At 63.0% G+C, this 18,262-nt stretch carries 11 protein-coding genes; 6 read left to right on the forward strand and 5 right to left on the reverse strand.

All coding sequences use genetic code 11. The features are described 5' to 3' along the window. Positions 1 to 39: 39 nt before the first annotated feature. Entirely contained in the window at positions 40 to 1,209 is a 1,170-nt protein-coding gene (locus NH14_RS04520; protein WP_035521204.1) for a glycosyltransferase family 4 protein, read from the forward strand. A gap of 81 nt (positions 1,210 to 1,290) precedes the next feature. On the opposite strand, the gene NH14_RS04525 is transcribed toward NH14_RS04520, so the two are convergent. Continuing rightward, the gene (locus NH14_RS04525) at positions 1,291 to 2,406 is read right to left on the reverse strand and encodes a hypothetical protein (RefSeq protein ID WP_152617036.1); all 1,116 of its coding nucleotides are present in this window, start codon (positions 2,404 to 2,406) and stop codon (positions 1,291 to 1,293) included. 324 nt (positions 2,407 to 2,730) lie between these two features. Here NH14_RS04525 and NH14_RS04530 point away from each other — a divergent pair, with 324 nt between their 5' ends. Next, positions 2,731 to 6,330 carry a hypothetical protein gene (locus NH14_RS04530; RefSeq protein ID WP_152617035.1) on the forward strand — a complete coding sequence of 1,200 codons (3,600 nt, stop codon included), beginning with the start codon at positions 2,731 to 2,733 and terminating at the stop codon, positions 6,328 to 6,330. Between the two features lie 84 nt (positions 6,331 to 6,414). Here NH14_RS04530 and NH14_RS04535 read toward each other — a convergent pair whose 3' ends face one another. The 3 genes from NH14_RS04535 to NH14_RS04545 all read right to left on the reverse strand — a co-directional run bounded on the left by NH14_RS04535 (position 6,415) and on the right by NH14_RS04545 (position 9,543). Further along, on the reverse strand, positions 6,415 to 7,371 hold the full coding sequence (locus NH14_RS04535; protein WP_035521197.1) for an NAD-dependent epimerase/dehydratase family protein: 957 nt from the start codon (positions 7,369 to 7,371) through the stop codon (positions 6,415 to 6,417). Further along, the gene (gene gmd, locus NH14_RS04540; RefSeq protein WP_035521195.1) at positions 7,358 to 8,401 is read right to left on the reverse strand and encodes a GDP-mannose 4,6-dehydratase; all 1,044 of its coding nucleotides are present in this window, start codon (positions 8,399 to 8,401) and stop codon (positions 7,358 to 7,360) included. Before gmd ends, NH14_RS04535 begins: the two co-directional genes overlap by 14 nt. Before the next feature lie 65 nt (positions 8,402 to 8,466). Then, positions 8,467 to 9,543 carry an acyltransferase family protein gene (locus tag NH14_RS04545; RefSeq protein ID WP_035521193.1) on the reverse strand — a complete coding sequence of 359 codons (1,077 nt, stop codon included), beginning with the start codon at positions 9,541 to 9,543 and terminating at the stop codon, positions 8,467 to 8,469. A gap of 428 nt (positions 9,544 to 9,971) precedes the next feature. On the opposite strand from NH14_RS04545, the gene NH14_RS04550 reads away from it, so the two are divergent. The 3 genes from NH14_RS04550 (at position 9,972) to NH14_RS04560 (ending at position 16,288) form a co-directional block, all read left to right on the forward strand. Next, a complete protein-coding gene (locus NH14_RS04550) occupies positions 9,972 to 12,182 on the forward strand; it encodes an NHL repeat-containing protein (RefSeq protein ID WP_035521791.1) in 2,211 nt (736 codons plus the stop codon). An 84-nt stretch (positions 12,183 to 12,266) separates the two neighbouring features. Continuing rightward, positions 12,267 to 13,733, forward strand: a complete 1,467-nt coding sequence (locus NH14_RS04555) for a flippase (RefSeq protein ID WP_035521191.1) — start codon at positions 12,267 to 12,269, stop codon at positions 13,731 to 13,733. Continuing rightward, positions 13,730 to 16,288: a glycosyltransferase family 4 protein gene (locus tag NH14_RS04560; protein ID WP_035521190.1), complete on the forward strand. Its 2,559-nt coding sequence runs from the start codon at positions 13,730 to 13,732 to the stop codon at positions 16,286 to 16,288. The genes NH14_RS04555 and NH14_RS04560 overlap by 4 nt, the downstream gene beginning before the upstream one ends. Before the next feature lie 178 nt (positions 16,289 to 16,466). Here NH14_RS04560 and NH14_RS04565 read toward each other — a convergent pair whose 3' ends face one another. Continuing rightward, complete coding sequence (locus tag NH14_RS04565) at positions 16,467 to 17,642, reverse strand: acyltransferase family protein (RefSeq protein WP_035521188.1); 1,176 nt, start codon at positions 17,640 to 17,642, stop codon at positions 16,467 to 16,469. Positions 17,643 to 17,875: 233 nt separating this feature from the next. Between NH14_RS04565 and NH14_RS04570 the strand changes: the two genes are divergently transcribed. Further along, on the forward strand, positions 17,876 to 18,019 hold the full coding sequence (locus NH14_RS04570; RefSeq protein WP_165976468.1) for a hypothetical protein: 144 nt from the start codon (positions 17,876 to 17,878) through the stop codon (positions 18,017 to 18,019). Positions 18,020 to 18,262: the final 243 nt, after the last annotated feature.

Consider the following 18,262-nt stretch of genomic DNA (forward strand, 5'->3'; position numbering starts at 1 on the left):
CACTAATAACAGGCCCTAGGGCAAGACAAGGATACGAAAATGACGAAACATTCCATCCATTCGCTACAGATCGGCATGCACTGGTTTCCGGAGCGCGCGGGCGGGCTCGACCGCATGTATTACTCGCTCGTGGGGGCGCTGCCCAGCGCGGGCGTGCACGTGCGCGGCGTCGTGGCGGGCTCCCCGAAGGTGGCCGAGGACAGCAATGGCGCGATCCAGGGCTTCGGCTCGGCCGCGCGCGCATTGCCGTTTCGCTTGATGGACGCGCGCCGCGCGCTGCGCCGCGAGATTCAAAGCCATCGTCCCGATGTGATTTCTTCGCACTTCGCACTTTATACCTTTCCGGGTCTCGACGTGACGCGCGGCATTCCGCAGGTCTCGCATTTTCAGGGACCGTGGGCCGATGAGAGCTTTGTTGAAGGCGCGGCTACGCTGAGCCAGCGCATCAAGCACTCGCTAGAACAATCGGTGTACGAACGGTCGTCGCGGCTTATTGTGCTGTCGAAAGCGTTCGGCGATATTCTCACGAAGCGTTATGCGATTTCACCGGACCGTGTGCGTATCGTGCCGGGTTGTGTGGATACTGCGCAGTTCGATCCTGCTTGTACGCGCGCCGAGGCGCGTCTGCGTCTGCAATTGCCTCAGAATCGCCCGATCGTGCTCGCTGTGCGCCGTCTCGTGCGCCGCATGGGTCTGGAAGATTTGATCGACGCGATCAAAGTGGTGAAGCAGCGTCATCCCGATGTGCTGCTGCTGATTGCGGGGCGCGGGCGTCTGGAAGCGGAACTGCAACAGCGTATCGATGAAGCGGGGCTGACCGATAACGTCAGGCTGCTGGGCTTCGTGCCTGACGCGCAGTTGCCTTCGCTTTATCGCGCAGCCACGTTGAGCATTGTGCCTACGGTGGCGCTCGAAGGCTTTGGTTTGATTACCGTGGAGTCGCTTTCGGCCGGCACGCCGGTGCTGGTTACGCCGGTGGGCGGGTTGCCTGAAGCCGTGGCCGGGCTGTCGCAGGATCTCGTGCTGCCCGAAACGGGGGCTGCTGCGATTGCCGAGGGGATTGACGCCGCGTTCTCCGGGCGCATCAAGCTGCCGGACGAAGAGGCGTGCAAAACCTATGCGCGCGAGAACTTCGATAATGCCGTGATCGCGAAGCGCGTGGCCGACGTTTATGCGGAAGCGATTGCGGCCGCGAACGGCGTGCATTGAGGCGCTGTAGCGTTGAAATGAAAACGCCGCCCGGGGTCACCTCACAGGAGGGCGGCGTTTATGCTGCGGGGGATGAGGATTTCAACCCGCTTCAGCGGTTGGAGATATCTGGTCGGCAGTGGCTGGCGAGGCGCCGGATTGGCCGGCCGCGCCCTGCATTGCCGATCCAAACAGTTGCCCTATCAAGCTCTTGAGCGCATCGGCGATTTGCGGCAAGAGCGCGTTTGCAACTTCCGATACGATGTTCGATAGCTTCGAATCGGGACCCTGATTGCCGCCCGCTACCGCCATACCGCCTCCCGCATTGGCGGGGGCAGGCTGCGGCGCAGGTGCCATTTGCGGAGTGGCAATTTGCGGACCGGCGGCGCCGACCGGGTCCGCGCCGCCGGATTCCGGAGTGGGCTGCGGGCCGGCTGCCATCTGGGGAGCGACAATCTGCGGACCGCCTTCGCCGCCGGATTCCGGAGCGGGCTGCGGGCCGAGTGCCATTTGCGGCGCGTCAATTTGCGGACCGCCGGCCGCGCCCGCGCCGCCGATATCGGACGTGGACGACATGGGCGTCATACCACCCTGCGCACCGGCGACTGGATTTCCCGCGTTTTGCCCATTCATTTGCAACTGTCCTGCGAGCGCTTGCCATTGCGCGAACCTTTGCGCGTCCGAGGCATTCAGCGCCTCCTGACGCCAATTTTGCATCTGCCCGTCGGGGCTGATGCGATAACTGCTGCGCTGATTGCCTGCAATCTGATCCACTTGAGCGCTGCCATCGGGATTGAAGTTGGTATTTGTGAGCGTGCGCCCCTGCGCGCTGTGATCGTAGGCAAACGAAGACCTGAGATTGCCGTTTGCATCGAAACTCTTTCCTGCGCCCAGATTACCCATCGCGTCGTATGAGTAGACGTCGTGGCCGCCATTCGGGGTGTTGACGATCCGATCTGTCATTGGACCGTTCTGGTGATCGTTCATGCCCATGGCGTCTTGAGGCGATGGCCCATACATCCCAAATCGATTCATTGGATTGTCATTCAGGCCGATGGCGGCGCCAAAACTGGTATTAGGTCCGGCCATTGCGCCGGCCGGCATGGCGTTTGGGCCTGGCGCGCCGCCGGCGAATTGCATAAGGGCATTGGGGCCGGCGGCTTCGGTGTTCCCGTAAAGCGCATCAGCGGTAATGCGGGGTTGTAATGTCACACGCATGATTTGATCCCTTTCAGTGAAGGTTGAACATGAGGCGGGAGTCGGAGCGTGAAAAAGGGAATCTGGATATCACGACCGGGCCGCGCAACGGACGGCATCTGCAGTTTGCGAGCGCATGAATCGAGCCGGTGATACGGGGTCACTGTTTTGTGCCGTCATCTCGAGCACGCGATGCGCGAATTCGCCACATCAAATACGCTCGCGGTGGAAACGCTGTACCACATTCCCATTTGCCCCAATGCTCCAATGGGTTGTCAATCGAGTCATTCCGCAAATTCGGCGGTGCCACCTCATTGACATCCACGTTTTATAGGGGAACTCAAAATGGGCATTTCGGAAACCGGCGCAACCTCTTCGAATTACGGATACGACAACCCGTACTTGACAGAAAACCCGGCGAACCCGCCAGCCGCCAGCGCTGACAACAAGGAAAACAACAACGACTCCGGATCGGGCAACGCCCCGGAGTCGACCGTTCACGAGGGGGGCGTTGGGGAGACCGCCCTCAAGGCGGGCGGCGAGGGTTCTGGCGGCGGTGCGGACCAGGCGCCTGGCGCAACGAATCAGGGGACGGAGGCGGGTGAGGGGAACACTACGCCCGCCTCCAATGAAGCCGACGATGGTTCTGGCAACGGTGCGGAGAAATTGCCTGGTACAACAAATCAGGAGAAGGCGGCGGGTGATGGGAACGAAAAACCCGCTCCCAATGCGGGCGACGATGGTTCCGGCAGCGGTGTGGAAAAATCGCCTGGCGTGATGAATCAGGAGAAGCCACAAGGCAACGGTGTTGGCGCCGGCGCCATGGGCGATGGCGTAAAACAGGGCGAAAATGGTCAGGAAAGTTCATCGGCTGTGGCGGGCACCAAACCGCCGCAGGGGGAAGCCGCAACCACGTCTCCCGGGCCGCAACGCAGCCAGGAGAAGGAGAGCGCATCGGGATTCCATAACGGCGACCGTAAAGATCCAGCAGCCACCAACGCTGTCCCCAATCACAGCACCGGTGGTGCTGCGCATCCGGAACAATTGGACACACAGCGCGGCAACGTGGACGGTTCCGGGCAGGCTGTGCCGCCGCTTGGCACACAAGGTGGCACGGCCGATGCGTTGCCGCAATCGGGGCTGGCGGCAGGGCAAGGCGGCGCGCAGAGCGGCAACGCCAAGGCGCGGGACCACACTGCACCGCCGCTCGGTACCCAGGGTGGCAACCTGCCGCCCGTGTCGCCTCAATCCCTCAACGCCGGGCAACCCGCCACTCCGGGCGCAGTCGGAAACGCTGACCCGGCGCCGGGATCGCAGCGGTCAGGCCTCGCCGGCGATGCCGGAAAACCGGGTGAAAACGGTCAGGGCGGAGCGCCCGGTGCGACGGGCGGCAAACCGCTTCAGGCCGACGCCTCGAACCCATTGCCAGCCACTGGGCATCCTGAACAAGCGGGCGGTACACAGAATGGCAATGTGGGCGGTTCCCAGCACGTTGGGGTGCCCGATGGCGCGCATGGCGACCATGAAAACAAGGGGATCGTATCGAAGCCGCACGCAGCGGTGCAGCCGGGCGGTGATTCATCGGGCGTTGTCCCCAACTCGCCTGGCGGCCAGCTTGCGCCAAATGAGCCAACTGCGACTAATAAGCCGGTATTGCCCGGCGCTACCCAAAGCGAGCTGCAAGGATTGCTAAATAAATATGACACGCAAATCGACGGGAGAAACCAGGATTCGCATAACCGCTTGAATGATGCCAACGCTGCCGAAAAGATCAACGCAGCGACCGAGCTCGACTACACCGGCTATCCGCAGGATGTCCAATACTTCGAGAATCAACTTTCCGCCAGCAGAGGGCGGTTGGCGGCGCTGCAGCCGGAAATGCGCGATTACTACACCGGCCAGCTGGCGGCGCTGGAGACGGCTTACCGCAACGTAACCTCGCCCGACGTTAGGTCCGACCTGAATGAGAAGGCTGCGAAGATCGAAAGCGAAATACTCAACGAGTACAACCACTCGATCAATAATCCGCTGGATCGCACGATGGCGATTTTCAACCATCCGGTCGGCGAGGGTTATCTGGGCAAGGAATTCAGTGGGCAGACCAAACAACTCGATCAGTTGCGCCAGCAATTCCTGAACGCAGCCGATGCCGAACATCGCGATTCGCTCTTCGCGCAGGCCACGAAACTGAAGGCGCAACTACAGGAGGGCGTGGCGCGCGGCCTGGACGATTACCTGGCGAAGGACAGGACTGAGTGGGGCGAGGCGAATCAATACGTCAACGAACTCATTGCCAAAGCACAAGCGAACCAGGATCCATCCAAACGCTACAAGTCCATTGGCGATGGCCTCTTTTCGCTCAATACCGGCATGGGCGAAGACGATGTTGCCGATCGGCGCGTCCTTGCCTTCACGCAGCGCATGATGGACGATCCAGATCTGCGTCAGAAGCTGGACGCATGGCAAGTCGATGCCGGCAAGCAACTCAACGCCGATGGTGCGAGCGCTGCGCAGCCCTATTCACAGATCGTCAACGACCTTCCAGCCGCGGGCCCGGATTATGTACGTGACCTGTCGGATCGCTACACGAATGTCATTAAAAGCCAGACCGATGGCGAACGCACGGCCGCGTTCAATCGGGCCAAGCCCTATGTGCAGGCAGCCGAAGGTTTTTCCCGCTTCATGCTGGGTCTGACGCCATTGGCGCCGTTGAGTGCATTGCTCGACAGCTCGTCGACGTTGTCGCCCATGGCGCGGTTTGGCATCGACGTGGGCAGCGCGCTCGCAGGCGCTGCGCTGAGCCCTCTGACCAAAAGCCTTTCCGCGGCGGCCAAGGGAGCCGTCAGCTTTATTTCCGAGTTGGAAGAGGAGGCCGCTGTCGCCAAAGGGTCGGTACAGGACATGAAGCTGGACGTATCGGCGGGCGAGGTCGTTCCGGTTGGGGAGCAGGAAGGTAAATCACCGGCCGAAATGGAAGCCGCCAAGGCGGAAACATCGACATCGCATTTGCTCGAACCCAATCCGGGAGCGGCGAATCAGGAGGGCGATGCAGCACAAAACGCCTATAAGCCGGCCGAAATGGGACCGACACCGGACCCGCGTATGCTCGAAGCACGCGGGCGCGTCGAGCAGAACCCGATGGACGTACCGTCGCGCTATTCCGTCAACGTTGATGGACGCACGCTAAAGCCCGATGAAAACGCTCCGGGCGTGCTCAATGATGGTAATGGCCAACGCTATGTCCGCAGTGGCGACCAGTACTTCAAGACCAAATATGATTCGGATAACGACACCTGGCGTGCTGTGCATCCGGATTCGCCAAACGCATTTAGTTATCCGATTCGATACGACCCGCAAGGCGGTACGTGGTCGGTTCATGGCGACACTGGCGTGCCGGGCGGCGGAGGGCTGTCGAAACTCATTTCGCTCGCGAAATATGCGAAGAACGATCCGCGAATTGCCGATCTGATGAAGTCGAAAATCTTGAAACCGCAAGATCCTCAGACCTGCTTCCTCGATCACGGCAGGGTCGCGCAACACGCGGCCGGTGTGCCAGACGGACGGCTCGTGCCGATCTCGACCGGAGCGCTGAGCGCGAAGCAACTGAGCGAGGAGCTGAATAAAGGCCCCGTGGTCCTGAGTGCGCGCCATATTGCGCGACCCGACTCAAACTACTCAGGCATGCATACGGTTGTGCTGATCAAGAATATTCAGGAGGGGGGCAAGAACTATGTGCTTGGCGTTGACCTCGACGATACGATTGGGCGTAACGGGCTGGCACAGGATCCAGCATCGGGCGATTTCGGGGGCATCAAGTACGACCTGAACGAACTGGTAAATCAGGCGACGCCCTATGTGGATGAGGATTCCGGCACGCCACTGGAGATGTACAGCCGGCCGGAGCAGAAGAGCGGCTTCTGGAACTGGTTCATGCCAGGCAATTAAATGCTGCCCGGCGTGCGGCCTTGAATATCGAGGCCGCACGCCATCCTCCTGAGACTCGCCGGACGATCAAATCAACCGGCGGTATCAGGGTGCAAGCAGTCGCTTGCGCGCTTCGTCATACATCCATCGCAGCGTCCCTTCGATGGGCGTGCGCGCCGCTTCCCCCACAATCGAGCGCAGCTTCGCGTTCGACCCCACCAGATGACGCACCTCGTTCGCACGCACGAACCGCGGGTCGACCTTGACAGTGATCTCATAGCCCGCAATACGCGAAAGCATCGCCAGCACTTCACCGAGCGTCCAGCCGGTGCCCGAGCAGACATTGACCGTCTCGCCGCGAGGTGCCGCCGCAATGAGCTTCGCGTAAGCATCCACTACGTCGCGCACATCGGAGAAGTCGCGGCTGACCTCGGTGTTGCCGAGCGAGATCGACCGGTCGCCGCGCGCGTAGTGCTCGACGATCTTGGGCAGCAGAAAATCCGTGCTCTGGCCCACGCCCGTGTAGTTGAACGGCCGCGCGATCACCAGCGGCAACTGCGCGTTCCAGCGCTTCGCGACGTATTCCATCGCGAGCTTGCTCACGGCGTAATCGTTCGCGGGCTGCGGCGGCACGGCTTCGTCGATCACGCCTGAGGTGGCGTTGCCGTAGACGTTCGCGCTGCTCGCGAGCAGCACGGCGCGCGGCACATGACGCTGGCGCGCGAGCGCGTCGAGCAGATTGCGCGTGCCCACCACGTTGACGACATAGGTGCGCGCCACGTCGCCGTTGGCGACGTTCGCCACGGCCGCGAGATGCACGACCGCGTCGGGCTGCACGGTTTCCACCGCGTGCGCGAGCGCTTGCGGGTCGAGCAGGTCCCCGGCGAGCGGTGTGATGCCGCCCGCCACGTTCGCGTCGTCAACGGCTTCGCCCGCGCGCACGGTGCCCCAGACGCGATAGCCGTCCGCGGCCAGGCGCGCCGCCAGGTAGCGGCCCGTGAAGCCGCCCACGCCGGTGATGAGCGCGCGCGGTTGATCGCTGGAGCCGTTAGAACGTCTCATGTCGCTCGTTGCGCGTGAGATCGGCGGTGACCATCATCTGGCACAGTTGCTCGAGCGAGGTTTGCGGTGCCCAGCCGAGCTTGCTGCGCGCCTTGCTCGCATCGCCGATCAGCAGATCGACTTCGGCGGGGCGGTAAAAGCGCGGGCTCACGCGCACCAGCGTGCGGCCCGTGGCGATGTCCACGCCGATCTCGCGCTCGGCGCGGCCCGACCATTCGAGCTGGAAGCCCGCTGCAGCGAACGCCATCGTCACGAAGTCGCGCACGGTTTCGGTGCGGCCCGTGGCGAGCACGTAGGTGTCCGGATCGTCGGCTTGCAGCATGCGCCACATGCCTTCCACGTATTCGGATGCATAGCCCCAGTCGCGCTTGGCATCCATGTTGCCCAGTTCGAGCACGTTCTGCTTGCCGAGTTTGATCTTCGCGACGGCGTCGGTGATCTTGCGCGTCACGAACTCGCGGCCGCGCAGCGGCGACTCGTGGTTGAAGAGAATGCCGCTGGTCGCGAAGATGTCATAGGACTCGCGGTAGTTGACCGTGGACCAGTGCGCGAACAGCTTGGCGATGCCGTACGGGCTGCGCGGGTAGAACGGAGTGTCCTCGCGTTGCGGCACGGCCTGCACCTTGCCGAACATTTCGGATGTCGAAGCCTGGTAGAAGCGCATTTTCGGGTTGATCACGCGAATGCCTTCGAGCAGGTTCAACGCGCCAACGCCGGTCACTTCAGCGGTCGTCACGGGCTGGTCGAACGATACGCCCACGAAGCTTTGCGCGGCGAGGTTGTAGACTTCGCCGGCCTCGGCGCGTTCGAGCAGGCGCAGCGTCGAGCCCGCGTCGGTGAGGTCGTGCTCGACGAGTTCGAGCGAGGGATGATCCGTGACGCCGAGTTCGTTCATGCGCCAGAAGTTGACTGAACTGGTGCGCCGGTAAGTGCCGACCACGTGATAGCCCTTGTCGAGCAGCAGCTTGGTCAGATACGCGCCGTCCTGGCCGGATACGCCGGTGATGATCGCTTTGCGTCGTTCGTTCATGTGTCAGTACCTTTGAAATAGCGAACGTGGATTCGGAGCACGTTTATCGTTTATTGGATCGGAATTCAGGACTGCGAGGTGGGGGCGCTCACGCGCACGTTGGCGTCCGCGGGCAGTTGCCGGTGGCTCGGCCCGCGCGTGAGACGCTTTTCGAGGAGAAGCCAGCTTGCGCTCGCATAGGCGAGCGTGAGGGCGAGCGCGATGGCGGCGCTCACGGGGCGGCTGTAATTGAGCGGCCACACCGCATAGAGAATCGTGAGGTGAATCAGGTAGATCGTGTAGCTGATGGTGCCGATGTAGACCAGCACCGGATTGCAGAGCAAGCGCTTGATGAAGCCTTTGGACTGCAGCGCGAACACCACCGTCGAGGTGCACAGCACGAGCGACACGCTGTAGAGCAGGGCGTTCGAGAGCGGCGTGTTGGCGGCGCGAAAACGCGGGTAATGCAGATGCAGCCACGCGAGCACGGCGAGCGCGGCAAAGAACAGGATGGCCGCCGGCACCTTGAAGGGCTCGAGGGCATTTCGGTCGCGCCGCACGAGCACGGCGAGCAGCGCGCCCATCGCGAGCAGGTCCATGCGGAACGGCGTGAGGTAATAAATAGGCCAGAACGAATCGAACCACGGCGTCGCGATTGCGCGCAGCACCGGCACGATCAGCACGAGCGCGCCGGCCACCACGGCGAGCATGCGTTGTGGCAGCAGCAGCACCACGAAGGGCCAGAAGATGTAGAACTGCTCTTCGACCGCGAGCGACCAGAGAATGTTGAGACTGTCGTGGCCGCTTTGGCCCAGCGCGTCGCCGATATTGGTTGCGAAGAATGCGTACCACGGCCAGAAGTGCGCCCAGCCGAAACCGAACAGCAGCGATGAAACGATCATCAGCAGAATGTACGGCGGCAGGATGCGGCGCACGCGGCGGGCGTAGAAGTAGCTGAAGTACGACTGGCCGCGCGCCTTGCGCTCGAGCAGGATGCCGGTGATGAGAAAGCCGCTCAGCACGAAGAACAGATCGACCCCCATCCAGAGCGGCGCGCGCAACGCGTGCTGCGCGAACACCGCGAGCACGGCGAAAGCACGCAGGCCATCGAGCTGGACGATACGGTTGGAGTGGGGCGTGCTGGCGAGGCTGTTTACGGTCATCGGCTGTCCGGTTGTTTCAGGCATGCATAGTCCGGTTCATTCTAAAAAGAATTAAATGGTCAAAAAGCCGAAATATATAGACGCGCGATTTTCAAAATAGAAGCGATTTGAGTGGCCGAATATTTCCAGCTCTATTACATCAACGCGACGGCAATGCAGCGACGATGTGGCGACAATTTTGTTGCAACAGCATTGCGGTTTCCTTTCGGAAAACGGGAGACGATCGCGCCGGGCCCGTGCCGCGGGCCTTGGCGCGCGGCACGGCGATTTATTTCGCATCCGCACAGGCAGCCCCGGCGAACACTGAATTTTTTTGAATTATTTTCGCTTTTTGTGGGGCGATTTTTCTTCATGAATGTACGGCATGATCCAGTCGGATTCACCCGACCGGAGGAATTGCTTTGCCGTTTCCGATTCCCGACCGCCGTATGCGCAGGACGCTGGCGCTCGCAGCACTCAGTGCGTTCGTTTGCACCTCTTCGGTACAGACCCTCGCCGCGCCGCAACTCAATGTAACGACGTCGTGGATCGGCAATACGTTTGGCAACGGCCAGGGCACGTGGACGCAAATCAATATCACCGCCATCGCCGTGACGCCGGAGGGCAAGGTCTACACCGACGCGCCCTGGGACGAGAGCGGCGCTGAAATCAGCGCGTATCAGGATGGCAAGATGCTGGGCTTTGCTGGCGGCACCCATGGCTGGGGCGGATACGGCGGCAACGCCGTGGCCGCGAACAGCCGCTTTTTGTACGCGGCCGTGGCCGTGGGCAATGAGCGCGGGCATCTGATCGGGCCCGGTATCTGGCCGGAAAAGGGGCGCCAGTGGTATGGCGTCACGCGCCGTCCGATCGATGAGCCGAAGCGCGCGGCGGCCTTCCAGCCCTCGCCCGATCCGGCCAATCCGCACGCGCAGCTCGCGGGCGCGTTCCTCAAGATTGCCGATTTGCCGGCCGTCTCGCATCCCGACGTCGGCGCGCCTGCCGAGGTGGGCGGACTCGCGGCCACCGATGCGCTGCTTTACGTAAGCCACACCACGGCCAACCGCATCGAGGTGTACGACGCGAACGCCATGCAGCGCAAGTCTCAATTCGACGTGCACGAGCCGGGCAAGATCGCGATTGCGGGCGACGGTTCGCTGTGGGTGATCACGGGCAGCGTGACCGATGCGAAGCCGCGCATCGCGCACTATTCCGCGGAAGGCAAGCCGCTCTCGAACACGATCGAGCTGCCCGCCGACTCTGTGCCGGTGGATGTGGCCGTGGATCCTTCGCAGCGCATTCTGGTGGCGGACAACGGCCCGCGCCAGCAGATCCTCATTTACTCGCGCGACAGTGGCGGCTACAAGCAGAGCGGCACGCTCGGCGAGCGCGGCGGCATTTTCTCGGGCCCGTCGAGCACGGTGGGGCGACCGGGGCCGGGCCGCTTCAATGGCTTGACCGGCGTGGGCGCCGACGCGAAGGGCAACATCTACGTGTCGACCAACGGCATCGGCCCGCGCCACGGCACGATCGGCGCGGGACTGGGTGCGACGCTGGAGAGCTATACGCCCGCCGGCAAGCGCCTCTGGAACGTGGAGGGCCTGCTGTTCGTGGACGGCGCATGGGTGGACCCGTCGCGGCCCAATAGCGTCTACACCGGCAACAAGCGCTTCGAGCTTGATCTTTCGAAGCCGCCGGGGCAGGACTGGAAATACGTAGGGTTCCTCTCCAATCGATTCAGGTATCCGCAGGACCCGGTGTTCAACGGCGATATGTGGCCCGGTCTGCCGACCGCGCGTCAGCTGAATGGCCGCACGTTCCTCTATCTCACCGACATGTATGCGGATCACCTGAAGATCTACCGCTTCGATCCGCAGCGCGATGGCGAGACCGCGATTCCCTCGGGCTTTATCGCGGGGCGCGCGCGGCCCGTGCAGAAGATCCCGAACGCGCCGCCTGGCGGCGACTGGATCTGGCGCGACGCCAACGGCAACGGCGGGTTCGACGCTGACGAATTCACCCGGTATCCGGGACCCGGGCACCTGGCCGGCGGCTGGGGTTGGTGGATCGATACGCGCGGCGACATCTGGCGCGCGCGCGACAACAAGGGCATCACGCGCTTTCGCTTTGGCGGCATCGACGCGAAGGGCAACCCGATCTACTCGTACGACAAGAGCGATCAGTACCCGATGCCCGCGCCATTTACCGAGGTGCATCGCGCAATCTACGAGCCGAAGACCGACTCGCTTTACGTCGCGGGTTACACCGCCGACGCGCCGCACGACCCTGGCTTTGTGAAAGAAGCGGGCCGCGTGCTGGTGCGCTACGACAAGTGGTCGAGCGGCAATCCGCAGCAGGCATGGCTGCTGCATCTGCCCTGGGACCCCAAGGCCAGGCCGCCGGTCACTCCAGCAGGCGTCACCGTGGAAGGGCAGTACGTATTCATGGTCGAGCCCGCAGGCAACGTCCACGTTTTCGACAAGGACAGCGCGAAGGAGATCGGCACGTTTGGTCCGGGCGCGGAAGTCGGCAATACCTCGGGCTGGGTGGACGTGCCCTTCGGCATTACCGCGAACCGTCAGCCCAATGGCGAATACCTGATCTTCGTTGAAGAAGATGCGCGCGGCAAAGTGATGATGTACCGCTGGAAGCCGGCCTGATTGGCTTCGACAGGCCTGGACAAGCCTCGTCAGGCCGCCCGCGGGCCGGCCATCGCCCGCCGCGCCGCACGCTACGGAACACATATGGATAAAGGAATACTGCGCAACGTTGCGATCAATCTGTTTGGCCTCGTGCTGCCGACCTTCGTGTCGCTGGTCACGGTGCCCACGTATATCAAGCTGCTGGGCGTAGACCGCTACGGCGTGATTGCGCTCGTGTGGACGCTGATCGGCTATTTCAGCGTGCTCGATCTTGGCATGAGCATGGCCGCGCAGAACCATATTTCGAAGGCCTATGCATCGAAAGACACCGACGCCTGCGAGCGCGTGTTCTGGAGCGCGTTCTGGCTCAACTTCATTACCGGCGCGGTGGGCGGTTTGCTGATCTACTCGGGCGGCGCACTGTATACCGCGTACTTCACCCACGTGACGCCTGAACTGCGCCACGAGGTCTATCTCGCGCTGCCGTGGCTCGCGGTGGCGATTCCCATTGCGAATGTTTCGTGGGTGTTCGCGGGCGCGATCAATGGTGCGGAGCGCTTCGGCATCTACAACACCAACCAGACGCTGGGCACCTTCCTGTTCCAGTTGCTGCCGCTCGCCGCCGCGTGGGCGCTCGGGCCGAATCTGCAGACCGTGCTGGCCGCCGCCGTGCTCGCGCGCCTGTTCGCGGGCCTGCTGCTCGGCCGCTCGGCGCTGCGCGTGCTAGGCATCAGTCACGTTCGCCGGCCGCGCTTCGACACCTCGAAGGCGCTGTTCAATTTCGGCGGCTGGATGCTGGTTTCCAGCGTCACGACGATGGTGGCCGACTCGCTCGACCGCATGATGCTGGGCGCGGGCATGGGCGCGCGCTTCGTCACCTATTACACGGTGCCGCAGAACCTCGTGACGCGCCTGAACATGGTGCCGAACGCGCTCGTGCGCACGCTGTTTCCGCGTCTTTCAGCGCTGCACCGCGAGCACGCCGATGAAATCGCGGCGCAGTCGCTGCAGTTTCTCAACGCGGTTTTCACGCCGGTGGCGATAGGCGCGATCGTGGTGCTCGAGCCTTTCCTGCGCGTGTGGGTTGGCCCGGTGATCGCTGGGCACGGCGCGCCGGTTGGCCGTTTCCTGATCGTCGCCGTCTGGCTGATCGGGCAGGCGGGGGTGACGCGCATCCTGATCCAGTCGCAGAACAATCCTGCCGCCGCTGCGCGCGTGGGCCTCATCGAACTGCCGCTCTACGCCGGCCTGCTGTGGCTCGGCATCTCGCGCTTCGGCCTGCCCGGCGCGGCGGCGGCGGTGCTGTTCCGCGCCTTGTTCGACTACGTCGTGCTGCTGTGGCTCTCACGTATTCACAGCCGCACCATCGTGGTCGACATGTTCGCACACCTGAGCTTTCTGGCCGCCGCGCTTGCAATTGCGTGGTGGCTGCCCGACGCGATCTATGCGATTGGCGCGGGCGTCGTGCTGGCGTTGGCCAACTGCGTGTGGTCGGTGGCGACCACGCCGCTGCTGCGCGGCTACGCCCGTTCTCTCCTGTTTCGTCTGAACCTACGGAAAAGCGCATGAGTCACGAATTGATCGACGAAGTGGCGCCGTCCGAAAGCGCCGCCGCGCACGTACAACGGCGCAATACCCCTACTGATTTTCACGCCGGTGTCCGTGGAGAAGCCACTGCGACCGCGCCGCGACCGCATGAGGCAAGTCCCTTGCGCGTCGCGAACCGCAAGCCGCGCGTGGCCATCGTGCACGACTGGCTGGTCACCTACGCGGGCGCAGAGCGTGTGCTCGAGCAGATCATCGACTGTTTCCCCGACGCGGACCTGTTCTCGGTGGTCGATTTCGTTGAGGACAAGGACCGCAAGTTCCTGCGCGGCAAGCGCGCGACCACCTCGTTCATCCAGCGCCTGCCGAAGGCGCGCACGAAGTACCGCGCGTATCTGCCGTTCATGCCGCTCGCGATCGAGCAGCTCGACGTGTCGGGCTACGACGTCGTCATTTCGAGCTCGCATGCGGTGGCCAAGGGCGTGCTGACCGGTCCCGACCAGTTTCATCTCAGCTACGTGCATTCGCCGATCCGCTATGCGTGGGATCTCCAGCACCAGTATCTGCAGGAATCGCATCTCACGCGCGGGCCGAAGTCGATGCTCGCGCGCCTGATTCTTCACTACATCCGCAACTGGGACGTGCGCACGGCCAATTCGGTCGATCAGTTCGTGGCGAACTCGTCGTTCATCGCGCGGCGCATTCACAAGGTGTATCAGCGCGAGGCCGAGGTGGTGTATCCGCCCGTCGACGTCGATTCGTTCGAGCTCGAGACGAGCAAGGAGGACTTTTATCTGACCGCTTCGCGGCTCGTGCCGTACAAGAAGATCGATCTTATCGTGGAGGCGTTCTCGCGTATGCCGGGCAAGCGCCTCGTGGTGATCGGCGACGGTCCCGACATGCAGAAGGTGCGCGCGAAAGCCGGCCCGAACGTCGAGGTGATGGGCTATCAGCCGTTCTCGGTGCTGCACGATCGCATGCGCCGCGCAAAGGCGTTCGTGTTCGCGGCCGAGGAGGACTTCGGCATCTCGGTGGTGGAAGCGCAGGCCTGCGGCACGCCCGTGATCGCCTACGGCAAGGGCGGTGCGCTCGAGACCGTGCGCGATTCGGGATCGCAACCCACGGGGCTGTTCTTCGAGGAGCAGCGCGCCGAGTCGATCATCGCGGCGGTCGAGTCGTTCGAGCGCAATCCGCAGCGCTTTCGCGCCGAGGATTGCCGCGCGAATGCCGAGCGCTTTTCCGCGACGCATTTCCGCGACCAGTTCTTCGCGCGCGTGGCGCGGGCCGTGCCGGCTATCGCCGAGGCTGGACTGCCGCGTGCCGGCGCGCCGAAAGTTTCCGATGCGCAACCTCCGTCCAATACGTCCAGTCCGGGCAGCGACGATGACGAAAGCGGACACCCCGCTACCCAAAACGCCCCCCGTGTGCTGGCGATCGACCAGAGCGGCGTGCTCGGCGGCGCGGAGCTTTCGCTGCTGGAAGTGGTGAAGGGGCTGCGTGCGCGCATCGAAGTGCTGCTGTTCAACGACGGGCCGTTTCGCGAGGCGCTCGACGCCGCGGGCGCGCGCGTGGATGTGCTCGACTCGGGCGCGCTGCGCAACGTGCGTCGCGATGGCGGTGCGGTGCCGAAGCTCGGCGTGCTCGCGGGCATTGCCGCACTTGTGCGCGAGACGCGCCGCCGCGCGCGTGGCGCCGACGTGCTCTACGCGAACACGCAGCGCGCGATGGTGATTGGCGTGCTGGCGGGCAAGCTCGCGCGCAAGCCGGTGGTCTGGCATCTGCGCGATATCGTGAGCGACGAGCATTTCGGGCGCGTGCAGCGCGCGGTCATCAAGGGCTGCGCGAAGCTCGGCCTCGCGCATGTGATCGCGAATTCGCACGCCTCGGCGCAGGTATTTTCGGAGCTCACGAATTTCGACTCGCGGCGCATCGACGTCGTGCACAACGGCGTGGACGAATCGCCGTTCCGCGCGCTCGCGCGGGTCCCACAGGCGCAGTTGCGCGCGCAGATCGGTCTGCCGGAAGACGCGTTCCTCGTCGGTGCGTTCAGCCGGCTGGCCCGCTGGAAGGGACAGCACGTGCTGCTCGAAGCGCTGCTGCTCGAGCCGCGCGCGCATGCGGTATTCGTCGGCGCGCCGCTGTTCGGCGAAGACGCCTACGCGCAGGAACTGCGCGAATTCGTGGCCGCGCGCGGGCTCGCTGACCGCGTCCATTTCCTGGGCTTCCGGCACGACATCGCGGCCTGCATGCGCGCGATGGACGTGATCGCGCATACCTCAATCACGCCGGAGCCGTTTGGCCGCGTCGTGGTGGAAGGCATGCTCGCGCAGCGGCCCGTGGTGGCTTCGCGCGATGGCGGCGTGAAAGAGATCGTCGAGCATGGCAAGAGCGGTTTGCTCTGCACGCCGGGCGACGCGCAGGAGCTTGCGTGCACGATCTCCGCGCTGTGCGATGACGAGACGCTGCGTGAACGGCTTGCGCAGAATGGGCTGGCTGTGGCGCGTGAGCGTTTTGGCAAGGAGCAGTATGTGGAAGCGGTCGGGCGCGTGCTGGATGGAGTGGTGACGCGCGCGCGATAGGGGTTCGCAAAAGGGGCAAGGCCGTTGAAGCACGACGGCGAGAGCGGGGCCATGAAAGTGGCCCCGCTATTTTTTGAGCGCGACGCCAGGCGCGGGTGAAAGAAAAAGGGCCGCTGATTTAGCGGCCCAATGTTCACGAGATAGCTGTGCGCAATCTAAAGCCTGCTTCCCACACCCCTCACGCAGCCCGCTTGCGCAGCCGCGCAGCAACATTAAGCGCCGGCAACTCAAAGAGCCGATAAAACACCCACGCAACCGGCAGCACGGCGAGCGTGAAGCCGAATGAAGCCCAGATCGAGGTTTGCAGGGCCGAGCGGAACAGCAGCGAGCCGAGCAGCACGAAAAGCGGCAAGTGAATCAGGTAGAGCGAATAGCTGAACGCGCCGAGCTTCGAAAATACTTGCATGATTGCACCGCGCGTCGTGGCCGGTCGCGCGAGGGCCTTCACGAGATAGCACGCGAAAGAGCAGGCCCAAAGCTGGAATGCGCCGTACTGCCCGAAGTGAAACGCCACGCAGCCCGCCACTGCGAAAAGCGCCGAAGCCACATAGGCGAAGCGGAATCCCTCCGAACCGCGCAAACGCGCTTCGGCAATCCACGCGCCGAGCATCCACGAGAACCAGTACGACGTGAAGAAAACGATGTCACGCGGCGCGAGCGTCAGCGCCGAAATCACGTTGATCGCAGCAATGCCGATGAGCACCGCATTGAGCCCGACGCGGCGGCGCACGGCGAAAAGCAGCGGATAGAGCAGGTAGAACTGCACTTCGAGCGAAAGCGTCCAGAGCGCCCCGTTCGAACCGTAGGTCGGGCCCGCCACGCCTTGCAGCGAGATCAGGTTGACGAGGAACGCGCGTGGCCCGATGTCGAGAATCTTGTGGCTCACGGGCGTCAGCGTGAGGCTGAACGAATCGGCGGCGAAGGTGAGCACGAGCGCGGCTAGCAGCACGGGATAGATCCGCACGAAGCGGCGCAGCCAGAATTGGCCGGCGTCGAGCCGGAAATCGGGGTTCTTCAGCAGGCGCGCCGCGCCGCTGCGGTGAATGCAATAGCCGCTGATGACAAAAAAAATCGGCACGCCGGCCGATCCCCACGCGACAGGCAGCGTGAGCCAGGCGGCGATCGTGCCGGGGCTCGCCAGGCTCGCGTGAGTCTGGTGAAAAGCGCCCATGCCGATCCAGGTGACCTGGCGGCAATGGAAATACGCCACCAGCAAGGCAGCGAAGCCGCGCAGCGCATCGATCAGGTGATCGTTCGCGGCGGCGTTGGCAAACCCGCTGGCCGCTGCAGGCCTCGCGGCAGCGGGCATGGCGGTTGCTCGGGGTACGACGGTTTCGAGTGCGGGATCGCTCATTGGGGCGTGGCGTGCGTGATAGTAGGAGGCTACCTGGCGATCATAGGAGCCTCACGCGGGGAAATTATGCGAAATTTTTTCAAAAAGTATTCAAAGCAATTATCTGAAATGACGTAAAAAATCCGCAATCGCACCGAAATCGGAAAATAAAATCTTGTAACGCGAAAGCGGTTTATTTGTGTGATTTGAAATGCTAGTTTGATGGGGATCGCCTTAGGTCGATGGAGATTTCGATGAACCTGCATTTGCTGGCCGGCATTGCCGTGCTATTGATTCTCGTCGCGGTGTCGGCGTATCGCGAGGCGCTGCGCAACGAGCCTATCCGGCGTTCGCGCACGCAAACGGGCGGCTTGCCGCCCGCCGACGAAGTCGAGTAGACTGCGCGGCCTGCGATATCCGAATTGCGTCGCCATATGGCGCCATGATTGCAAATCGGTTTGAAGCCTGCTTGCTTGCCGGCTGGAATAATGGAAAACCGGATCAGGAAATTCATGCCGATTATCCGGAGCGTATGGCAACCAATCAGGAAATAATTTCCGCCAGTCTGTTTGATCTTCGCAATCGGAATTTCGTCCAATTTTTTCGCGCTGGACGGACCCGACCCTTTTGAAAATAAAAAC

The sequence above is a fragment of the Paraburkholderia sacchari genome (assembly GCF_000785435.2).
Classification (GTDB): Bacteria; Pseudomonadota; Gammaproteobacteria; order Burkholderiales; family Burkholderiaceae; genus Paraburkholderia; species Paraburkholderia sacchari.

Excerpts from the sequence above, each read along its gene's own strand:
- NH14_RS04520 (WP_035521204.1), top strand. The coding sequence starts at position 40 with ATGACGAAACATTCCATCCATTCGCTACAGATCGGCATGCACTGGTTT.
- NH14_RS04525 (WP_152617036.1), bottom strand. The coding sequence starts at position 2,406 with ATGCGTGTGACATTACAACCCCGCATTACCGCTGATGCGCTTTACGGG.
- NH14_RS04530 (WP_152617035.1), top strand. The coding sequence starts at position 2,731 with ATGGGCATTTCGGAAACCGGCGCAACCTCTTCGAATTACGGATACGAC.
- NH14_RS04535 (WP_035521197.1), bottom strand. The coding sequence starts at position 7,371 with ATGAGACGTTCTAACGGCTCCAGCGATCAACCGCGCGCGCTCATCACC.
- gmd (WP_035521195.1), bottom strand. The coding sequence starts at position 8,401 with ATGAACGAACGACGCAAAGCGATCATCACCGGCGTATCCGGCCAGGAC.
- NH14_RS04545 (WP_035521193.1), bottom strand. The coding sequence starts at position 9,543 with ATGACCGTAAACAGCCTCGCCAGCACGCCCCACTCCAACCGTATCGTC.
- NH14_RS04550 (WP_035521791.1), top strand. The coding sequence starts at position 9,972 with ATGCGCAGGACGCTGGCGCTCGCAGCACTCAGTGCGTTCGTTTGCACC.
- NH14_RS04555 (WP_035521191.1), top strand. The coding sequence starts at position 12,267 with ATGGATAAAGGAATACTGCGCAACGTTGCGATCAATCTGTTTGGCCTC.
- NH14_RS04560 (WP_035521190.1), top strand. The coding sequence starts at position 13,730 with ATGAGTCACGAATTGATCGACGAAGTGGCGCCGTCCGAAAGCGCCGCC.
- NH14_RS04565 (WP_035521188.1), bottom strand. The coding sequence starts at position 17,642 with ATGAGCGATCCCGCACTCGAAACCGTCGTACCCCGAGCAACCGCCATG.
- NH14_RS04570 (WP_165976468.1), top strand. The coding sequence starts at position 17,876 with ATGAACCTGCATTTGCTGGCCGGCATTGCCGTGCTATTGATTCTCGTC.